20 protein-coding genes are annotated in these 19,892 nt (G+C 71.9%); 14 read left to right on the top strand and 6 right to left on the bottom strand.

All coding sequences use genetic code 11. The annotated features are described in order from the left end of the window. Window positions 1-10: 10 nt before the first annotated feature. The 11 genes from paaC to crcB all read left to right on the top strand — a co-directional run bounded on the left by paaC (window position 11) and on the right by crcB (window position 7,596). A complete protein-coding gene (gene paaC, locus ACWGDX_RS34060; RefSeq protein WP_453631925.1) occupies window positions 11-868 on the top strand; it encodes a 1,2-phenylacetyl-CoA epoxidase subunit PaaC in 858 nt (285 codons plus the stop codon). Beyond that, window positions 862-1,392: a 1,2-phenylacetyl-CoA epoxidase subunit PaaD gene (gene paaD, locus ACWGDX_RS34055; protein WP_453631923.1), complete on the top strand. Its 531-nt coding sequence runs from the start codon at window positions 862-864 to the stop codon at window positions 1,390-1,392. Before paaC ends, paaD begins: the two co-directional genes overlap by 7 nt. After that, window positions 1,392-2,570, top strand: coding sequence for a 1,2-phenylacetyl-CoA epoxidase subunit PaaE (gene paaE / locus ACWGDX_RS34050; protein ID WP_453631921.1), 1,179 nt, complete (start codon window positions 1,392-1,394; stop codon window positions 2,568-2,570). The genes paaD and paaE overlap by 1 nt, the downstream gene beginning before the upstream one ends. 130 nt (window positions 2,571-2,700) lie before the next feature. Beyond that, a complete protein-coding gene (locus ACWGDX_RS34045) occupies window positions 2,701-3,060 on the top strand; it encodes an ArsR/SmtB family transcription factor (protein ID WP_363086104.1) in 360 nt (119 codons plus the stop codon). A 74-nt stretch (window positions 3,061-3,134) separates the two neighbouring features. Continuing rightward, window positions 3,135-4,790 (top strand): SulP family inorganic anion transporter, encoded by a 1,656-nt coding sequence (locus ACWGDX_RS34040; RefSeq protein WP_453631967.1) that lies wholly within the window; start codon window positions 3,135-3,137, stop codon window positions 4,788-4,790. Then, a complete protein-coding gene (locus ACWGDX_RS34035; RefSeq protein WP_453631919.1) occupies window positions 4,787-5,200 on the top strand; it encodes a pyridoxamine 5'-phosphate oxidase family protein in 414 nt (137 codons plus the stop codon). The genes ACWGDX_RS34040 and ACWGDX_RS34035 overlap by 4 nt, the downstream gene beginning before the upstream one ends. Before the next feature lie 50 nt (window positions 5,201-5,250). After that, window positions 5,251-5,622, top strand: coding sequence for an ATP-binding protein (locus ACWGDX_RS34030; RefSeq protein ID WP_453631965.1), 372 nt, complete (start codon window positions 5,251-5,253; stop codon window positions 5,620-5,622). Between the two features lie 197 nt (window positions 5,623-5,819). Then, window positions 5,820-6,182 carry an ArsR/SmtB family transcription factor gene (locus ACWGDX_RS34025; RefSeq protein WP_453631917.1) on the top strand — a complete coding sequence of 121 codons (363 nt, stop codon included), beginning with the start codon at window positions 5,820-5,822 and terminating at the stop codon, window positions 6,180-6,182. A gap of 225 nt (window positions 6,183-6,407) precedes the next feature. Continuing rightward, the gene (locus ACWGDX_RS34020; RefSeq protein WP_453631915.1) at window positions 6,408-6,881 is read left to right on the top strand and encodes a fluoride efflux transporter FluC; all 474 of its coding nucleotides are present in this window, start codon (window positions 6,408-6,410) and stop codon (window positions 6,879-6,881) included. Further along, on the top strand, window positions 6,878-7,225 hold the full coding sequence (locus ACWGDX_RS34015; protein ID WP_363085922.1) for a DUF190 domain-containing protein: 348 nt from the start codon (window positions 6,878-6,880) through the stop codon (window positions 7,223-7,225). The genes ACWGDX_RS34020 and ACWGDX_RS34015 overlap by 4 nt, the downstream gene beginning before the upstream one ends. Further along, window positions 7,222-7,596: a fluoride efflux transporter CrcB gene (gene crcB, locus ACWGDX_RS34010; protein ID WP_453631913.1), complete on the top strand. Its 375-nt coding sequence runs from the start codon at window positions 7,222-7,224 to the stop codon at window positions 7,594-7,596. Before ACWGDX_RS34015 ends, crcB begins: the two co-directional genes overlap by 4 nt. 159 nt (window positions 7,597-7,755) lie before the next feature. Here crcB and ACWGDX_RS34005 read toward each other — a convergent pair whose 3' ends face one another. The 4 genes from ACWGDX_RS34005 to ACWGDX_RS33990 form a co-directional block, all read right to left on the bottom strand. Then, window positions 7,756-8,928, bottom strand: coding sequence for an alpha/beta hydrolase (locus ACWGDX_RS34005; protein ID WP_453631911.1), 1,173 nt, complete (start codon window positions 8,926-8,928; stop codon window positions 7,756-7,758). A 179-nt stretch (window positions 8,929-9,107) separates the two neighbouring features. After that, window positions 9,108-10,424, bottom strand: a complete 1,317-nt coding sequence (locus ACWGDX_RS34000) for an SUKH-4 family immunity protein (protein ID WP_453631909.1) — start codon at window positions 10,422-10,424, stop codon at window positions 9,108-9,110. A gap of 240 nt (window positions 10,425-10,664) precedes the next feature. After that, complete coding sequence (locus tag ACWGDX_RS33995; protein ID WP_453631907.1) at window positions 10,665-11,048, bottom strand: MmcQ/YjbR family DNA-binding protein; 384 nt, start codon at window positions 11,046-11,048, stop codon at window positions 10,665-10,667. A gap of 63 nt (window positions 11,049-11,111) precedes the next feature. Continuing rightward, a complete protein-coding gene (locus tag ACWGDX_RS33990) occupies window positions 11,112-12,380 on the bottom strand; it encodes an ATP-binding protein (RefSeq protein WP_453631963.1) in 1,269 nt (422 codons plus the stop codon). A gap of 279 nt (window positions 12,381-12,659) precedes the next feature. Between ACWGDX_RS33990 and ACWGDX_RS33985 the strand changes: the two genes are divergently transcribed. From ACWGDX_RS33985 to ACWGDX_RS33975, 3 genes are all read left to right on the top strand, one after another. Further along, on the top strand, window positions 12,660-13,427 hold the full coding sequence (locus tag ACWGDX_RS33985; protein ID WP_453631905.1) for a hypothetical protein: 768 nt from the start codon (window positions 12,660-12,662) through the stop codon (window positions 13,425-13,427). Between the two features lie 40 nt (window positions 13,428-13,467). Further along, window positions 13,468-13,899: a protein-tyrosine phosphatase family protein gene (locus tag ACWGDX_RS33980; protein ID WP_453631903.1), complete on the top strand. Its 432-nt coding sequence runs from the start codon at window positions 13,468-13,470 to the stop codon at window positions 13,897-13,899. 107 nt (window positions 13,900-14,006) lie between these two features. After that, on the top strand, window positions 14,007-15,311 hold the full coding sequence (locus tag ACWGDX_RS33975; RefSeq protein ID WP_453631901.1) for a nucleotidyl transferase AbiEii/AbiGii toxin family protein: 1,305 nt from the start codon (window positions 14,007-14,009) through the stop codon (window positions 15,309-15,311). Window positions 15,312-15,415: 104 nt separating this feature from the next. Here the strand turns inward: ACWGDX_RS33975 and ACWGDX_RS33970 are convergent, their stop codons facing one another. Together ACWGDX_RS33970 and ACWGDX_RS33965 are read right to left on the bottom strand one after the other, a co-directional pair. Next, window positions 15,416-17,209: an FG-GAP repeat domain-containing protein gene (locus tag ACWGDX_RS33970; protein ID WP_453631899.1), complete on the bottom strand. Its 1,794-nt coding sequence runs from the start codon at window positions 17,207-17,209 to the stop codon at window positions 15,416-15,418. Between the two features lie 443 nt (window positions 17,210-17,652). Further along, a complete protein-coding gene (locus tag ACWGDX_RS33965; protein ID WP_453631898.1) occupies window positions 17,653-19,839 on the bottom strand; it encodes a glycoside hydrolase family 3 N-terminal domain-containing protein in 2,187 nt (728 codons plus the stop codon). Between the last annotated feature and the right edge of the window lie 53 nt (window positions 19,840-19,892).

Below are 19,892 nucleotides of genomic sequence, written 5' to 3'. Positions count from 1 at the left end.
GGAGAGGGATATGAGCGACGACCATGTCTATCTGTCCCTGGCCGAGGGGCATGACGACGGCGACGCCCGATGGGCGTTCGGCACCGGTTTCGAGGACCCGCTGCACGGTGTGGACACGGCCGTGCCGGAGGGGGTCGACACCCGGGAACTGACCGGTCGGTGTCTCGCGCTCGCCGATGACGCCCTGGTGGGCGCGCAGCGCCTCGCCGAGTGGTGCACCCGCGCGCCGGAGCTGGAGGAGGAGGTGGCGCTGGCCAATATCGGGCTCGATCTGCTCGGCCAGGCCCGGCTGCTCTACGCACGGGCGGGGCAGGTGGACGGCACCGGGCGCGACGAGGACGCGTACGCCTACTTCCGGGACGCGGACGACTTCCGCAATGTACGCCTGGCCGAACTGCCCAACGGGGACTTCGCCTTCTCGACCGTGCGGCTGCTCGTGCTGTCCTGCTGGCGGCTGGCGGTGTTCGGACGGCTGGCGACGGCGGTGAAGGATCCGGTGCTGGCGGCCGTCGCGGCCAAGGGTGTCAACGAACTGGCCTACCACCGCCAGTTCGCCGCCGACTGGACACTGCGGCTGGGTGACGGCACGGAGGAGTCGCGCCGCCGGATGGTCGCGGCACTGGGTGAGATCACCCCGTACATCGGTGAACTCCTCGACGCGGAGCCGGGTTTCGGCATCGACGCGGGGTCCGTACGGGACGAGGTGACGGAGGTGCTCGGCCAGGTTCTCGACGCCGCCGGGCTCACGCTTCCCGACGCCGCTCCCCTGGCGGGCGGCGGCCGGGACGGCGACCACACCGTACATCTGGCGCCGCTGCTGGCGGAGTTGCAGAGCGTGGCGCGTGCCCATCCGGAGGCGACATGGTGACCACGAGCCCCTCCCCCGCGTCCCTCACCGCGCGGCGGGCCCGGCGGGTCGCCGAGCAGGTGCCGGATCCCGAGCTGCCCATGCTGACCCTCGCCGATCTGGGGGTGCTGCGGAGCGTCGAGGTCATGGCCGACGGCACGGTCGTCGCGCGTCTGACCCCGACGTACTCGGGCTGCCCGGCGATGGCCGAGATGCGCGCCGGTGTGGCGTCCGGGCTGCGGGCGGCGGGATTCGCGCGGGTGGAGATCAGGACGGAACTCGATCCGCCGTGGACCACGGAGTGGATCACCCCCGCGGGCCGCCGCAAGCTCGTCGAACACGGCATCGCGCCGCCCGGCCCGGTGCGCCGGCGGGCCGCCGGGCCCGTCCCGCTGGAACTGTCGGTCACCCGGCGGGCGGTGGAGTGCCCGCGCTGCGGTTCGGCCGACACCGAGGAGACCTCGCGCTTCGCCTCCACCTCGTGCAAGGCGCTGTGGCGCTGCCGTGCCTGTCTGGAACCGTTCGAGTACGTCAAGGAGATCTGATGGCCCCGACCACCGCCGCCGCCGGCTCGACCGGCGCGGGAAGCGCGACCGGGGCCGGTGCGGAGAACGCGGCCGGCCCCACGGCCGGGACGAGCGCCGCGACCGCGCGCACGCGCCGCCGGCCTGCCTTCCACCGGCTGCGGGTGACCGCCGTCGAGCGGCTGTGCGAGGACGCCGCGGCGATCGCCTTCGACATCCCCGAGGAGCTGACCGGGGAGTTCGCCCACCGGGCCGGCCAGTCGCTCACCCTGCGCCGCGAGATCGACGGACGGGACGAGCGCCGCTCGTACTCCATCTGTTCTCCCGAGGGCACACCGCCGCGGATCGGGGTACGTATGGTCCCCGGCGGGCTCTTCTCCTCCTGGCTGGTGCACGGCGTACGTCCCGGCGACACCGTCGAGGTGATGGGGCCCACCGGCTCCTTCACCCCCGACCTCGGCACACCCGGCCACCATGTCCTGGTCGCGGCGGGCTCCGGCATCACCCCGATGCTGTCGATCGCCGAGTCGGTCCTCGCGGCCGACGGCCGCTCGCGTGTCACGCTGTTCTACGGGAACCGCCGTACGGACACGGTGATGTTCGCCGACGAGCTGGCGGATCTCAAGGACCTCCACCCCGCGCGGCTCCAGCTCGGGCATGTGCTCTCCCGCGAGCCGCGCGAGGCCGAGCTGCTGTCGGGCCGCCTCGACGCCGAGCGGCTGACCGCGCTCATCGGCGGACTGGTGGACGTCGGGGCCACGGACCACTGGTGGCTGTGCGGTCCGCATCTCATGGTCCAGGAGGCGCAGCGGCTCCTCGCGGAGCTGGGCGTACCGTCCGACCGTGTGCACCGGGAGCTGTTCTACGCCGACGACCAGCCCGTACGGTCGGTCCGGCACGAGGACGCGGTGGCGGACGGTCCCGTCAGCCAGGTCACGATCACTCTCGACGGCCGCTCCACCACGTCCGCGCTGCCGCGCGGCATCACCCTTCTCGACGGCGCCCAACGCACCCGCCCCGACCTGCCGTTCGCCTGCAAGGGAGGCGTCTGCGGCACCTGCCGCGCCCGTATCACGGAGGGCGAGGGCGACATGCGGCGCAACTTCGCGCTGGAGCGGTCGGAAGTGGCCGAGGGATATGTCCTGACCTGCCAGACCTTCCCCGTCTCGGAAACGCTGGCGGTCGACTTCGACAGCTGAGACCTGCCCCTCGATCCGCAGCGGATCGGTCACCTACCGGAACTGCCGACTGGATGAATTGCAAAATTCTGCAATTCACTACATGCTGTGGTCGTCGGAGTGACCAGATGGTGAGGAGAGGTCCGAGACCGTGCCGGTTCCGCTGTACCAGGTGAAGGCCGAGTTCTTCCGGATGCTGGGGCACCCGGTCCGTATCCGGGTGCTGGAGCTGCTGCAGGACGGGCCGATGCCCGTACGGGATCTGCTCACGGCGACGGGGATCGAACCGTCGAGCCTCTCCCAGCAACTGGCGGTGCTGCGCCGCTCCGGCATCGTGCGCGCCACCCGCGAGGGACCGACCGTGGTGTACGAACTGGCCGGCGGGGACGTGGCGGAGCTGATGAGGGCCGCCCGGCGGATCCTGACCGACATGCTCGCCGGACAGAACGAACTGCTGGAGGAGTTGCGGGAACGGGAGGAGCCTCGGGAGACCGAGGTCTCCGCGCGGTGAGCGCGCGTACGCCGCCGGTCCCGCCCCGGGGCCGGATCCGTTCCCTGCTGCCCGTCCGGGCCGACTTCGCGCTCATGGGCCGTCACCCCCGCCGGGACCTGCTGGCCGGCCTCACCGTCGCCGTCGTCGCGCTGCCGCTCGCCCTGGGGTTCGGCGTGTCCTCCGGGCTCGGCGCGGCGGCCGGTCTGGCGACCGCCGTGGTGGCGGGCGCCCTCGCGGCGCTGTTCGGCGGCTCGAACCTCCAGGTCTCCGGACCGACGGGCGCCATGACGGTCGTACTGGTGCCGATCGTCGCCCAGTACGGCCCCGGTGGTGTGCTCACCGTCGGGCTGATGGCCGGTGTCCTGCTGATCGCACTCGCCCTGCTGCGTGCCGGACGGTACATGCGGTACGTCCCCGCCCCGGTGGTGGAGGGCTTCACCCTCGGCATCGCCTGTGTGATCGGTCTCCAGCAGATCCCGAACGCGCTGGGAGTGGCCGCGCCCGAGGGCGACAGCGTCCTGGCGGTGGCCTGGCGGGCGGTCGGGGAATTCGTACGCGCCCCCCACTGGACCGCCCCGGCCCTCACCCTCGCCGTGGCGGCCGTGATGCTGCTCGGCGCACGGTGGCGGCCCGTCGTCCCGTTCTCCATCGTCGCGGTGATCGCCGCGACCCTCGTCGTACGGTTCTGCCACCTGGACGCGGCCTCGATCGGCCCCCTGCCGTCCGGCCTGCCCGCGCCGTCCCTCGGCTTCCTCGATCTCTCCGCGCTCGGTTCGCTGCTCGCCCCGGCGGTGGCGGTCGCGGCGCTCGCGGCCCTGGAGTCCCTGCTGTCCGCCACGGTCGCGGACGGTATGACGGTCGGTCAGCGGCACGATCCGGACAGGGAACTGTTCGGGCAGGGCCTGGCGAACCTGGCCGCTCCGCTCTTCGGCGGGGTCCCGGCGACGGCCGCGATCGCCCGTACCGCCGTCAATGTCCGCACCGGCGCGTCCTCCCGGCTGGCCGCGCTCACCCATGCCGCCGTCCTCGCCGTGATCGTCCTCGCCGCCGCCCCACTGGTCGCCAGGATCCCTCTCGCCGCGCTGGCCGGGGTGCTGCTGGCGACCGCGATCCGTATGGTCGAGGTCGGCGCGCTCCGCGCGATGGTCCGCGCGACCCGCTCGGACGCGACCGTACTCGTCCTGACCGCGGTGGCGACCCTCGTGCTCGACCTCGTCCTCGCCGTGATCATCGGTCTGGCGGTGGCCGGCGCCCTGGCGCTGCGGGCCGTGGCCCAGCAGGCCCGGATGGATCAGGTGGACCTCCGTCCCGATCTGCCGGGCGGACACAGCGACGAGGAGCACGCGCTGCTCGCCGAGCACATCGTCGCCTACCGGATCGACGGGCCGCTGTTCTTCGCCGGCGCGCACCGCTTCCTGCTGGAACTGAGCGAGGTCGCCGACGTGCGGGTGGTCATCCTGCGGATGTCGCGCGTATCGACGGTGGACGCCACCGGCGCGCTGGTCCTCAAGGACGCGGTGGAGAAGCTCACCCGGCGCGGCATCGCCGTCATGACCTCGGGGATACGGCCGGGTCAGCGTCAGGCCCTCGGCTCCGTCGGGGTCCTGGACCTGCTCCGGCACGAAGGGCGGGAGTACGCCACCACGCCCGAGGCCATCGCCGGGGCCCGCGCCTATCTGCGCGGCGCCGGTCTCCTGCCCGCCGTTCCCGGCCTGCCCGCCCCCCGTACCGAGGAGGCTTCGCGATGACCGTTCCCGTGCCCCGCCGCCTGGTCGAGGTCTCCGGCACCGAGGCCCTGTGGCTGCTCGAAGGCGCCGTCCACGGACGGCTGGTGTATGTCCAGCGGGAGAACGCCATGGTCCGCCCCGCGGTGCATGTCCTGGAGTACGGGCGTCTGATCGTCCGTACCCCCGCCCAGCCGGCGGCCCTGTCGGGGCGGGTGCCGCTGACCTATCACGCGGACGAGATCCGCGCGGCGAACGGCACCGGCTGGACCGTCACCGCCGGCGGACCCGCCACGGTCATCACCGACCTGGACGAGGCCGCCCACTACCGCCGTACGCTGCCCGGCTGGGCCCATGGCCCGCACGACACCCTCGTGCGCATCCAGCCGCAGACCGTCACCGGCTTCCGCCTCGTTCCCACGGGGGCCCGGTGATCACGCGGATCGACACCCTTCCCCGCCGGCATGTACTGACCCTGCCCGCCATGGGGACGGCGGTACGGATGGCACGTGAGACCACCGAACAGGTACTGGCCGAATGGGGCATCAGCCACCGCCATCCGAGCGTGGATCCGGCGCTGCTGATCGTGAGCGAGCTGGTCGCCAACAGCGTGCGGCACGCCGCCGTCCTCTCCCCCGCCGTCACCGTCGTCTTCGCGGCCGGGCCGGACACGTTCGCGTTCGCCGTCCACGACCGTCACCCCTTCCAGCCCGCCCTGTACGCGCCGGCCACCGCTGCGGCGGGGCGTGGGCTGGCCATCGTGGCCGAACTCACCCTCGGCCTCGGCGGGACGGCGGTCGTACGCGGCGACGCCGACGGCCGGGGCAAGAGCATCTGGATCACCCTCCCCCTGTAGCCCTCCTCGCCGGATCGGTGCGGGCCCTCTCCGTCGTCGGAATAGCGGGTCTTGGCAGGTACCGAGGTCATCGCTCCGGCGCGGAGGCGCGAGGATGGCCCCATGACGATGAGTTCTGGACGCGTGCGACGCGCCGAGCGCGCACAGGGACGGCGATCGCGCCGCGCGGCGGTCTTCTGCGGCGTGGGGCGGCTCCGGTGAGCACGCCTCTCTACCAGCTCAAGGCGGAGTTCTTCAAAACGCTGGGGCACCCCGTCCGCATCCGTGTGCTGGAGCTGCTGAGCGAGCGGGAGCACGCGGTCTCCGAGATGCTGACCGAGGTGGGTGTCGAGCCGTCCCATCTGTCACAGCAACTGGCCGTCCTGCGCCGTGCCAACCTCGTCACCACCCGCCGGGAGGGCTCGGCCGTCCACTACACACTGGCCAATCCGAATGTCGCGGAGCTGCTCAGGGTGGCGCGGACGATCCTGTCCGGGGTGCTGACGGGCCAGGCCGAGCTGCTGGCCGATCTGCGGGCCACGGAACCGGACGGCACGGTCCGGCGGCACGGAACGTCATAGCCGCGGTCCCCTCGCACGTCAGGGGACGCGGTTGGCGCGCGGGCGGCCCCTGCCGTTAGCCTTGACATTGAGCGCTCCGAGGAGCGCCGAGCGGTGGTGGGGCCCGCCGTACCCGAACCGCGGTGACAGACCGCCAACGGTCCCTACTTGCGAGGCAGTGCGCCCGGATCCGGGTGCCGAGCGAGTAGGAGGAACATGGTGGTGCGAGTTCCCCGGAGCCGTGCGATGGAAGAGCCCGCCGACCGGTCCCCCCGTCCCGATGTCGATCTCTCCGTCCCCGGGCGGCGTCCGGCGCGTGCGCGGGTGCCATGGCCGGTGGTGGGCGTCGTGGCGCTCGGCGCGATGTGCGGCGCGGCGGCCCGGTACGGTGCTTCGCTGATCTGGCCGACCGCCGCCGGCGCGTTTCCCTGGACGACGTTCGGGGTCAATGTCAGTGGCTGCGCGCTGATCGGTGTGCTCATGGTGGTGATCACCGAGGCGTGGACGGCGCACCGGCTGGTCCGTCCGTTCCTCGGCACCGGTGTGCTGGGCGGTTTCACCACGTTCTCCACCTACGCGGTGGACATCGAGCGTCTGGTGGCCGCCGGCCGGGCCCGTACGGGGATGGCCTATCTGGGACTGACACTGCTCGCGGCCCTCGCGGCGGTGTGGGCCGCGGTGTGGGTGACACGCCGCGTCGTGGCATGGAGGCGGGCATGACGAAGCTGACGGGCACGGCCCTGCGGATGACGGTCCTCGTCGGGGAATCGGATCTGTGGCATCACCGGCCCCTCTACACGGAGATCGTGCACCGGGCGCACGCGGCGGGGCTGGCGGGAGCGAGCGTCTTCCACGGTGTCGAGGGGTACGGGGCGTCCTCGCTGATCCATACGCACCGGCTGCTGTCGCTGAGTGAGGATCTGCCGGTGGCGGTGGTGATCGTGGACGCCGGGGAGAAGATCCGGGCGTTCCTGCCACAGCTCGACGAAGTGGTCGGGGAGGGGCTGGTGGTCCTCGACGAGTGCGAGGTCGTCCGGTACACGGAACGCGAGGAGGACCGGTGAACTGGCTCCTGGTGCTGGCCGGGGCGGCGATCGGCGGACCGCTGCGGTATCTGACCGACCGGGCGGTACAGGCCCGGCACGACACCCTCTTCCCGTGGGGGACGTTCACGGTCAATGTCGTGGGGTGTCTGGTCCTCGGGCTGCTGACGGGCGCTGTCACGGCGGATGCGGCGTCCTCCCCGGCGCGGTTGTTCATCGGCACGGGGCTGTGCGGGGCGCTGACGACGTATTCCACGTTCAGTTACGAGACGCTGCGGCTGGCCGAGGACGGCGCGAGGTTCTACGCCGCCGCCAATGCCGTCGCGAGCGTGGTCGCCGGGCTCGGTGCGGTCTTCATGGGCATCGCCGTCGCCGGGGCGCTCGGGGCGTGATCCGGGGGTGATCCGGGGCAGGCTGCCGTGGCCGACCCGGGTGACGGGCCGGCCACGGCTCGGGACGAGCGGCGGCGTGGCGGCAGGGGTGCCGGACGGGCTGTCAGTGCCGGACGGGCTGTCGGACCGTCCGCGCCGGCTCCGGCCGGATCCGCCGGCTCACTTCGAACCGGCCCCTTCCTCCTGCTTCCCGTAGAGCGCCTCGCGGAGCGTCTTGGTGGTCTCCGCGACGGCCTCCTTGTCGCCCTGGGTGCCCGACAGGGCGTTGAGCATCATGAAGTCGTGGGTGACGCCCGCGAAGTGGCGGTTGGTCACCGGGACTCCCGCGCTGCGCAGCTTGTCCGCGTAGGCGTTGGCGGCGTCCAGCAGGACGTCGGAATCGGTGATCACCAGCGCCTTGGGCAGACCCCGGAGCTGCTCGACGGAGGCGAGCAGGGGCGAGGCGAGCGGCTGGTCGCGGACGGCGTGGTCGGGCGCGAACGCGTCCCAGAACCACTCCATCGCCCCGCGGGTGAGCCAGCAGCCCTCCGCGAACCGGTTGTACGACGGGGTGTCGAAGCGCGCGTCGACGACCGGGTACAGCAGGACCTGCTGGAGGAAGTTCGGCCCGCCGCGCTGCTTGGCCATCAGGGTGACGGCCGCGGTCATGTTGCCGCCCACCGAGTCGCCGGCGATGGCGAGCCGGGAGGAGTCGACGCCGATCTCGCTGCCGTGTTCGGCGAGCCACTTGGCGACGGTGTACGCCTGCTCGTTCGGCACGGGGAACTGTGCCTCCGGGGACGGCGTGTAGTTGACGAAGACCACCGCGGCACGGGCGCCGTTGGCGATCTGGCGTACGAGCCTGTCGTGGGTCTGCGCGTTGCCCAGGATCCAGCCGCCGCCGTGGAGGTAGACGACGCCGGGCAGGGGACCCGTGATTCCGGGCGGGCGTACGACGCGGATGGAGACGGGTCCGGTCGGACCACCGGGTACGGTCCGCTCACTGATCTCCGCGGGAAGTTTGTCGACGGGGCCCGACTGGAGCTTGTTGAGCACCTCGCGCGCCGCCTCGTAGGACAGGTCGTACAGGGGCGGTCCGTCCTCGGCGGCCAGCTGGTTCAGGAACTCCTGGTCCTGCTTCTCCAGCTTCACCGGCGGATTGCCGCAGGGCGCGTACGGGTACTGGGGTGTGGCCTCGGCCTCGGCCACCGCGCGGCCGGGCTGACCGGCGTTGGGGGCCGTCGGGAGAACCGACGGACTGGCACAGCCGCTGAGAGCGGCCGCCGCGGTGCAGGTGGCCACCAGGCCGTACCGGCCCCGGCGCCGCGAACCCTCGGGTATGGATGAAGCCATGGCACTTCCCTTCACGAAGGAGTGGGGCCTCGCCCATCAGCATGCGGCCGGGGAACTTCGCCGGGCCTGCCGGACTAGCCCGGAAGTGTCAGCGGCCAGACGCCACAGCCGCGTTCACCCACCTCTTCCCCCGACCTCACCATCCGCCGGGCCGCCGGGCCGCCGGAACGACCTCCTTTCTAGGCGTAGAGGCCTCCGCCCGCCTCGTCGTGGAAGGCCTCCGGCCAATAGCCCCCGTCGCCGTCGCTGCCGTCGGTTCCCTCGGCGTCCTCGGCGCCGGAGCGGGCGGTCCGTTCGACGTCGGCGAGTACGGCGGTGGCCGTGGCGGCCAGGCTGACGTAGTCGTCGGTGATCCGGTGCTCGTGGTCGAAGGCTCTCACTCGGGCGATCAGCCACTGGGTGAACGCGAGTGTGGACACATCGGAGTTGACGGGGAGGAGCCGCCTCTCCGGAATCGACCAGCCCCGTACCCGGCCTGACGCTCCGTCGATGACGAGGTCGATGTCCTCGACGAGGTAGCCGATACGGATCAGCCCCCCGGCGCCGGGCGCCGGGGCACCGTAGGTCTCCTCGTCCCGCCCGTCCGCGTGGTACTCGGCCAGGGTCGGCAGCGGGCCGTCGTCCAGGGAGACCCAGACGCTCTCGCGGACCAGGCCCGTGTCCCGGAGGAAGGCCCGGGTGGGCTCATGGGTCAGTGCCGGGGGAAGGTCCTCGTCGGCGAAGCGCACCACCGCGTCCGCGCCGTACTCCTTCTCCAGCAGCCCTTCGGGCAGAGCGATCGCGAGCCCGTCGCCCTCCCCCGGCGGGGCGATCCGGGTCAGTGGGCGCAACAGCAGGGAGAGCCGCCAGAAGGCGGACACCTCGGTGTCCTCGTCCTCCGAGCCGAGCAGCACGGGGTCGTGCTCACACAGCAGGCCGAGCAGTGTGCCGGTCGACTCCGCCACGGCTTCCGGACCGTACCGCCCCTCGAATCCCTCGAATGTCCCGCGGTCGGTGCGCAGCCACTCCAGGGCGAGCGCGAAGAGTGTGAAGGAGTACAGCCCGGAGGCGAGCAACCTGCTCTCGTCGGGGTCGTGGAGGGCATGGACCCGGCCGGTACGGCCGTCCAGCACGATGTGCTCGCCGGGATCGTACTCGTCCGGCGCCAAGCTGCCCAGTACCACGAACTCCCCCACGCCGTCGGGGCCTTCGGCCTCGTCGGGGAACAGGTCGGACACCTGCCGGGCACCGTCCCCGAGGTCCGGGGCGAGTTCGAGGAGTCCCGTCCCGCGCACCAGGCCGGTGCCGCTCAGAAACGCGCGTGTGGGTGGGTGCACGATCGCCGGGTGCAGCCGCTCCGGCGCCACCCGCACCACATGGTCCGCCCCGAAGGCCTCGTCCAGCCTGCGCGCCATCCACTCCGGATCCGAGCCCGAGCTCGCGTCCGGGTCCGAGCCCGCGTCCGCGTCTCCGCCCACGCCGTCCGTCCTATTCATGATCCGCCGCCCCTCCGTCATGCCGGTGATCGTATGACGACGGATCTCCCGGCGTGTCGGCGGAGCCTCCCCCTGTACGCGGTCCCCACCGGCTACAGTGATCCCGGATCGCGGGTACGAATCCCGCCGTCAGCGGTGTCTGACGTGGTCGAGCTGACGTCGTCGAGCAGAGTTACGCCCCCTCGTTGAGGGGGCGTTCTTGTTGTGTGCGGCAGACGCGTCCGCACGCGGCGGATGTGTGCGGCCCCGTGTACGCGCGGCCTATCGCGCGCCGGAGTCCAGCTGGGACTCCAGGGCGGGGAACGCCTCCAGCAGACGTCCCGGGGCGGCCTGCCTCCAGGAGTCCACGAGGATGTCGCGCAGCTCGTCCAAATCGTCCAGGGCACGGAGCCTCACCCGTACCCACGAGGAGCTCGCCTCGTGCGGCGGCACCCAGAACTTCTCCGGCTCCGCCGCGATCAGCTCGGTCCGCTCGTCCCTGGGGCACCGTACGGCGAACGACGTCTCGTCGTCGGGGACCGTGATGAACATCTTCCCCGCCACCCGGAACGTGGGCATGCTCCACGCTTCCTTCTCCACCGTCTCCGGGAGTGCCAGGGCGATACGGCGGACGTCTTCGGCATCAATCGTGGTCACGGGCACCATGGTAGGACGACGAACCCCCGGGCGGTCAGCCGGTCCGGCGGGACGGGGAGGAGCGGCCGGCCTTCAGACGCGGCCGTAGCGGATGGTGTGGTCGGCGAACTCCATCGCCATCTCATTGGTGACGGTGGGGCGGGTGCGGCGGATGGTGCGGAGATAGTCCTCGGTGGTGGGCCGGGCCCGTTCCCCGCTGTCGAGAGTGCGCTCGAAGATGCTCTGGGCGACGGTACGGGCGGCCTGCTTGATGTCCGCGGGGGTGAACCCGTCGCTGGCGTCGGCGAGTACCTCGGTGTCGGCGCGGGCTCCCGCCTTGGCTATGTAGCTGGCCCAGAGGGCGTTGCGGGCCTCGTGATCGGGCGGGCCGACCGGCAGGACGTAGTCGAAGCGGCCGTGCCGCAGAAAGGCCGGGTCGAGGGCGGCGACGGTGTTGGTGGCGCAGATCAGCAGCCTGCCGTCGTGATCACGGAACCGGACGATCGACTTGAGGAGTTCGTTGACCACACCGACGGAGACCGGGTCGGCGAGATTACGGGCACCCGCGACCTCCTCCACCTCGTCGATGAAGACCAGCGCGTGGTCGAGTTGCGCGATCTCGTCGAAGCGCCGGCCGAGTCCGTTCGCCAGCCCGTCCTCCAGCGCGATCCGGGACGGGAAGAGCTCCACGAAAGGCCAGCCGAGCCGGCTGGCCACCGCCATCGCGAAGGTGCTCTTGCCGGTGCCCGGCGGGCCGAACAGCACCACGCACCTGGGCGGTTCGACCCCGTGCTGGTCGGCGAGTTCGGGGTTGGCCAATGGCAGCACCAGCCGCCGTTCGATGAGCTGCTTCTCCTCGGCCATGCCGCTGAGCTTCTCCCAGAGCCCGGACGGGGGCACCTGCGCGCCGAGCGAGGACAGGACGGCCGAGTCCTGGGCGGTCACGGACTGTGCCTTCTCGAAATACGTCAGACCCTGGTGGGGACGGAATCCCGCGTTGGCGAACGCGGTGGCGCCGGTCTCCTCCCCGGGCAGCAGCGCGGCGACGGTCTTGGCGCCCGCGCCCTGGAGACGGTGCTCCAGGGCGTCGAGCAGCGCCGTGCCCAGACCCAGATTCCGCCAGGCCGGGTGCAGACCGATCCGCAGCACCCAGGCCCGGTCGCCGTCGACCCGCCCCACCGCCGCGCCCACGAGATGATCGTCGGCCAGCGCGACCACGCTGGGGTGCTGTGCCTGGAGCGCGGCGACGACCTCGGAGAGACGGAAGACGGCGGGCCGGTCGGTGGTGGCACTCTCGCCGTCGAGACGCACCACTGCTTCCAGATCGTCCGGGGCGAAGTCCCGCACGTGCCACACGGCCATGATCCAGCCTCTGCCCGTCGCCTTCCCGCGCTTCTGGCCTCCCATCATCGGGCCTGCTCCGCCGGACCGCCTGTTCAAAGGAGCCGGGCGCACCGTGTGCCAGCGCGCGGATCCACCGTGTGACGAATCCTGTGACGATCGCCGTGCCGGTGACGGGCCCCGCGCCGGACCGCGCGACGAGCCCGCTGCCGGACGGCGAGCCGCTGCGCGAAGGGCTAGGATACGGCGGGTTCGCGGCCGTGACGGTACGCAGTCGTCTCCGGGGGGAGAGGTTCACCGATGGATGTCCTGACTCTGGTGTCCGCGGTGGTGGCCCTGGGCAGCGCCTCCGCGGCGGCCGTGCTGGGCTACTGGACCCAGCGGCGGCTGCGCACCATGGAACAGCGCAATCTGATGGAGACGTACGGGGCCTCACTGGCGTGGGCCGCCTTCGATCTCCAGAGCAGACTGTTCAACGTACTGCGCGGGTATGTCGTCGACCGGGGTCCCGGGCCCGGCCACGGCTTCCTGACCGGGTTCCTCACCCGGGGCACCCCCGAGGAGGCCGAGTATGTGCGGCGCAGCACGGTCTTCGTACTCGCCGAGTACCTCGGCTGGGTGGAGATCCTCCGCCGCGACGTCCAGTTCCTCGACCTCGGCAGGTCCCGTACCAACCAGGCGGTCATGATCCAGATCTCGGAGGTCGGTTCCGCTCTCGGCCGGATCTCCTCCGACAGCAACGAACTGCGGCTCTTCCGCACGGAGCAACGGGCCGTCGGTGAGCTGATGGTCCACCCGGACGGGGAGCCCGGCCGGCGGCGCTGTCTGGGGTTCGCGGAGTTCTCCGCGAGGCTCGACACGGACGACGACTTCCGCCGGTGGTTCGAGCGGCTGCTCTCGGACGTGGACCGGCTGGCCGAGGACGTCGGTCCCGCGCTCGTCCGACTCGAAGGGATCCAGCGGCAGTTGGTCGCCCTGCTCGATCTGCTGGATCCGAAGTCCGTACGGTTCCCGCGTTTCCGGGCGGTGTTCGACCGTCACCACCACACGGCGTCGGCCCTGACCTGAACCACGGCTGCCGTGCCTGAACCACGGCTATCGTGGACGCGTGACCGAGACCTGGGATCCCGCCGGCGCCGGTGTCCTGCGGCTTCCCTCGGGGCGCCTGGTCCGAGGGCGTGCGCTGCGCCGGCCGCTGCCGGCCGGTCCGCGGCCCGACTTCACGGTCCATCTCCTCGGCAAGGAGCCCGCCGGGGTCCCCTGGGAGTCCCGGTGGCTGCGCTGGCCGGACTTCCGGCTGCCGAGCGACGGCGCGGGCGCGCGGGAGGTTCTCCGCGAGGCGCTGGCGCGTGCCGCCGGCGAGCGCGTCGAGGTCGCCTGCGGGGGCGGTCGCGGCCGGACGGGAACGGCGCTCGCCTGTCTCGCCGTTCTCGACGGAGTGCCCGCGGACCGGTCGGTGGAGTACGTACGCCGGCACTACCACCCCCGTGCCGTCGAGACTCCGTGGCAACGACGGTATGTGCTCCGGTTCAACGGCTGATCCGCGGCGGTGGGCAGGAGCGATATTCTCTGGCCGTCGGTCCCGCGGGCTGACACTGTGGGTGAGATCCGCACATCGCCGCCATGACCGCCCCGGGGGCCTTTACGATGACGTCCTTCTCCGACGAGTCCGCCGAGTCCGCTCCCTGGGAGCGGCTGTGGATGAGGGCGGGAAGCGTCCCGCACACCCCTCTCGACGAGACGGCCCGGCAACGGTCGGACCTTCCGCGCACGCTGCTGCCCACGCCGGCCGGAATGACCCGGCCCGCGGTGTTCGATCCGGCGCTGAAGCAGTTCGGCAACGCCTACCAGGCGGGCGAACCCCGTTTCGAGGACGAGGCGGCGGGCCCGGTGTGGCACCGGACCCGCCGTACGGTGCTGGACATCGTGCTCGCGGCGATCGCCGGGGGCCCCTGGGCGGAGCATCTCGTGCTGCGTGGCAGTGTGCTGATGGCCACCTGGTTCGGCGAGCGGGCACGTGACCCGGGCGATCTGGACTTCGTGGTCGTGCCGCGGGACTGGGCGATGGACGAGCCGCGTACCGCCGGGGTGTTCGAGGCCATCGCCCGCGACGCGGCGGCCCTCGCCCACGCGCGCGGCGACACGGTGCTGATCGACGCCGCCGGCATGGTCACGGAGGACATCTGGACCTACGACCGTGTTCCGGGCCGCCGGATGCTGCTGCCCTGGACGGCGCCGGGGATTCCGGGAGGCACCGTCCAGCTCGATCTGGTGTTCAACGAGCGTCTGCCCGAGCCCGCCGCGCTCATGGAGCTGCGCCCGCTCGGGGACGGCCCCGGCTGCCGCCTTCTCGCGGCCTCTCCCGGGCTCTCGCTCGCCTGGAAGCTCCTGTGGCTGGTCAGTGACTTCCATCCGCAGGGCAAGGACCTGTACGACGCGGTCCTGCTGGCCGAACACGCCCCGCCGGAGTACACGTTGGTGCGGGACACCTTTGTGCTCACCGGCTACGAAGGGCTGCGGCCCGCGACCCGCCAGTGGCTCGAATGGCTCCCCGTGGACGTCGGCTGGGAGCACTTCGTCGCCGACCACCCATGGGCCGAGCAGACATCCCACTCCTGCGCGGAGCGGCTCGGCCGGGCGCTGGAGCCGTTCCTCGCCGTGGCGGAACCGCCCGGTGAGGAGACCTACGCCCGGTGGGCCCGGTGGCTGCGACCGCTCGTGGAGTCCATCCGTACCGTGTCCCCGGCCGACCGGGCGGCCGCCCTCGCGCCTTTCTCGGCGGGCGGCATGGACGGTCTGGCCGCGGCGGTCGTCGTCATGCGGGAGATCGCGGGGCCGCAGACCCTCGGACTGGAAGGCGCGCTGGCGGCCGTCCTGGCACACCCGAAGGGCTGGGCAGGTTTCCGGAACCACCCCGACCGGTGTGACCAGGCCCTCGGTCTGCTTCGCTGACGGCCGCCGCCGTGCCGTCGTGCGAGCCGGGGTGCTCCCCGGCCCGCACACCGGTCCCGTCGGAAGTCCGTACGGCGGGCGGAGCCGGTCAGAAACCACTGGGGTCAGAGCAGATCGGCGTACTGGTTCCAGCCGCCGCTGCCGATCCGCACCCGGGCCTTGAAGGGCACGTCCGCCTTGCCCGTACCCCCGTAGAAGTACAGCTCGCCCGCCGTGTTCGAGGCCAGCAGATCGGCGGCGCCGTCACCGTCGAGATCGCCCGGTGCGGCGATGTTCTTGTACTGGCTCCAGCCCGTCCCACCGACCTGTGCCTTCGCCGCGAAGGGCGTGCTCGCCGCGCCCGTACCCGCGTAGAGATACAGACCGGCGGAGCCGCGGGCGACCAGATCGGCGCGGCCGTCACCGGTGAGGTCCCCGGCACCGACGATCCTGTCGAACTGCGTCCAGCCGCTGCCGCCGATCTGGACCCGGGGCTTCACCGACAGGCCCGTACCGGCGCCCGCGTAGAAGTACAGGGCCGTGGAACTGCGGGCCAGCAGATCGCTCTTGCCGTCACCGTCGAGATCGCCGGGGCCGATGACAAGGTTGTACGACTTCGAGCCGCCCGCGATATCCGGGTCGGACGAGGCGTAGAGGCCCGAGTTGTAGAGGTGGCCGTCGTAGAGGCTGTGCTCGATCAGATCGGAGAGCCCGTTCGCGCGCAGCGACACCGCGTGGGTCAGCCGTGACACGGAGCGGTCCCAGCCCTCGCCCATCGGGTACTTCGCGCTGAGCCGGCCGGTGCCGGTGGCGTCGTAGTAGTAGAGCGCGCCACCGGGGGTACGGGCGAAGACACCGCCCTTGCCGAAGTTCGGCCGGGGGCCCGAGCCCGCGAACTGGGTGACCGCGCCCCATTCCGTGCCGGCGAGCTCACGGGCGGCGAAGGTGCCGGTGCCGTTGCCCGCGTAGTAGTACAGGCTGCCGTCGTACGAACGGGCCACCAGGTCCGCGGTGCCGTTGCCGTCGTAGTCGGCGCCGCCGACGAGCTGGTTGTACTGGAGCCAGCCGGTGCCGCCGATCTGGACACGCTCCTGGAACGGATAGCCGGTGGCCGCGCCGTTGCCCGGATAGAGGTACAGCCCGGTGGGGTTGCGCGCGACGAGGTCGGCGATCCCGTCGCCGGTGAGGTCGTCGGCGCCGACCAGTTGGTCGAACTGGCTCCAGCCGCCGCCCCCGACCTTGGTCCCGGTGCCGAAACCCTTCCCGGTGCCCGGGAAGACATACAGTCCCGCGCTGCTCCGGGCCAGCAGGTCCGGGGTGCCGTCCCCGGTCAGATCGCCGGGGACGACCAGCTTGTCGTATGCCTGCCAGCCGTTGCCGAGCGTGGTGTACGCGGTCATACCGCCGTCGGTGGTGGCGTTCGCGCCGCTGTGGAGCCGCAGCGCGCCGGTCGGCGTCAGGGTGAGCAGATCGGCCGTGCCGTCGCCGGTGAGGTCGCCGGGCAGCAGCAGATCCTTGACCTGGGAGCTGTCCGAGGCGATGACCACGGCGCCGCCGGTGCCCCAGTCGGCCCAGACGTCTCCGTTGCTGACGCGGTAGAGCAGATCGCTCGTGCCGTCACCGTTCAGGTCGGCGCGCTCGGCGGCGCCCGCGGCAGCCGCCCGCGCGGCGGCGAGACGGCGTTCTCCGGCGGCGCCGGCCGCCGCTCCCGCGTCGGTCCGGCCTGGAATGGTGAAGACGGGCCGGGCCGCGGACGCCGGAGCGGGCAGCGCGATCGGGCCGTGCGCGCCGGCGCCCGGTTCCGCGGCCGAGGCCGTGACCATCAGGGAGCCGCTCACGAGCAGCGCGGCGCAGCCGAGTACGGCCGAGCGGGTGATACGGCGGGGCCACCGGGCCCCGGGTCTTGCGTGGGCAGACATGCCGCCTCCAGTGAGATGCGAAGGAACCCGGGGCCGGGAGCGGCTCGCGCCGCGCATGGCGGTGCGCGCTGTCGGATCGTTGATGTACGGCCGCCGGCCCATGGCACGACGGAAAACGCCCCCCACGACGATGACGTCCCTCCCCAGGTCGTGAAGGTAGATGTATCCGGCCGGGGCTTCCGAGAACAAGTCAGTTGTTAATCCAGGGTGGACATTTCATGAACGAGAAGGGAAGGAGCGGGTGCCCGGCGCGGCGGAACTCCCGTCCGCCGCCCTCGCCGCCGGGACGGTTCCGGCGGCGAGGGCGGTGGTGCCGAGCAGGCGTCTTCCGCTGATCGCTCTCGGCTCCGATACGTCTCACTCCTGCGAACCAGGCCGGAAACCGGAGACCCGGACCCATCCCGTCAGAAGTTCGGCACCGCACCGGATTGAGCCCTCTCACCTCAGGTCACGGTCAGCGTCCGCTTCCGGTCGGCGCGTGCGCTGTTGCCCGTGTAGATGTCGAAGTCGCCTGGTTCGACCGTGAATCGGGGCTCGCTCGTACCCGACCAGAATCCGAGGTCCTCGGCGCCGAGCGGGAACCGGACGGTGGTGGACTCGCCCGGGGCGAGGGTGACGCGCCGGAAGCCGCGCAGCCGGCGGACCGGCTGGACCTGGGTGGCCACCAGGTCGTGGACATAGAGCTGGACGACCTCGTCGCCGGTGCGGTCACCGGTGTTCCGTACCGTCACCGCCACCTCGACGGTGGCTCCCTCGCGCAGTTCCGCGGCTGTGACGCGCCCGGTGCTCAGGCTCGGTTCCTCGACGGTGAAGGTGGTGTAGCTCAGCCCGTGGCCGAAGACGAACTGCGGTCCGTCGTCCAGGTCGAGATAGCGGGAGACGTACTTCTCGTCGGAGTGCGCCGGACGATAGGGGCGGCCCGTGTTCTCGTGGTTGTAGTAGACCGGGACCTGTCCGACCGTACGGGGGAACGTGACCGGAAGCTTGCCGCCGGGGTTGACCGCGCCGAACAGCACATCGGCGATGGCGTGGCCGGCCTCGGTGCCCGGGTGCCAGGCCTCCAGGACGGCGGGGGCCGAGTCGAGCCAGTCCGCCACGGTCAGGGGACGGCCGTTGACGAGGACGACCACGAAGGGCCGCCCGGTGGCGGCGATCGCGGCGATGAGTTCCCGCTGTGCGCCGGGCAGCGCGAGATCGGCGCGGGTGGCCGCCTCGCCGGTGATCCCGGCGGGTTCGCCCACCACCACGATCGTCATATCGGCGGCGCGGGCGAGGGCGACCGCCTCCGGGATTCCGCCGGTGTCCTGCCCCTGGGCCTCGACCCCTGGCGCGTATCCGACCTCGGCGCCCGGCACCGCGGCCCTGACGGCGTCGACGACCGTGACCGCGGGGAAGCCCGCGGCTCCCGGTGCGATCCAGGTGCCCAGCAGATCGGTGGAGCCGGCGAACGGGCCGACGACCGCGAGCGATCCGGTCCCCGTGCTCAGCGGCAGCACTCCCCCGTCGTTCTTCAGCAGCACCATGCAGCGCGCCGCCGCTTCCCGCGCCGCCGCGCGCGCCGGACCGGTCGGCGCGGTGATCACGGCGCTCTCGTCGGTGTACGGCCGGTCGAAGAGCCCGAGACGGAACTTCAGCCGCAGGATCCGGGCCACGGCGTCGTCGAGCCGCTCACGGCTGATCCGGCCCTCGGCGAGCAACCGCGTTCCGTGGTCGGCGAGATGGGTGGAGACCATCTCCATGTCCACACCGGCGTCGAGGGACAGCCGGCCCGCGTCCGCGCCGTCCGCGGCGAAGCCGTGCGCGATCAGCTCATGGACACCGGTCCAGTCGCTGACGACGAATCCGTCGAAGCCCCACTCCTCCTTGAGGATGGCGGTCAGTGTGTGGGGGTCGGCGTGGGCCGGGACTCCGCTGACGGTGTTGAACGCCGCCATGACGGTCGCCACGCCCGCGTCGACGGCGGCCTTGAACGGCGGCAGATAGAGATTGCGCAGCCGTGCCTCGGAGACATCGACGGTGTTGTAGTCACGGCCGCCCTCGGCTCCCCCGTAGGCGACGAAGTGCTTGGCGCAGGCGGCGATCCGGTCCGGGGCCGCGAGATCGTCGCCCTGGTAGGCGCGTACCTTGGCCGCCGCGAAGCGCGCGTTGAGATACGGGTCCTCGCCCCCGCTCTCCGCGATCCGCCCCCAGCGGGGCTCATGGGTGACATCCATCATCGGCGCGAACGTCCAGTGCAGTCCGTTGGAGCGCGCCTCACCCGCCGAGACCTCGGCGTCCCGCGCCGACACCCCGGGATCGAAGCTGGCGGCCTGGGCGAGCGGGATCGGGAAGGTCGTCCAGTAGCCGTGGATGATGTCGAGGCCGAAGAGCAGCGGAATACCGAGCCGGGACTCCTCGACGGCGATGCGCTGGAGGTAGTTGGTGTGCCGGGGGCCCGTGACATTCAGTACGGAGCCGAGCAGCCCCGCGCGCGCCGTGGTCTCCACCTCGTGGGTCTGTCCCTCTCCCGGACCGGTGTCACCGGTCCAGGAGAGCTGCTGGAGCTGGCCGAGCTTCTCCTCGGCCGTCATACGGCCGATCAGGTCCTTGATCTCGGATGCGTACGGTGCCGTGCCGCTGGCGCCGGTCATGGGAGCGCTCCCTCGTGGGCGTGGGTTCTGGACATGGCCGCCTCCCCCGGGTC

This window comes from Streptomyces sp. NPDC055025 (assembly GCF_053608565.1).
Note: the sequence above shows the minus strand (reverse complement) of the source record. Positions and strands in the feature narration are given on the sequence as shown.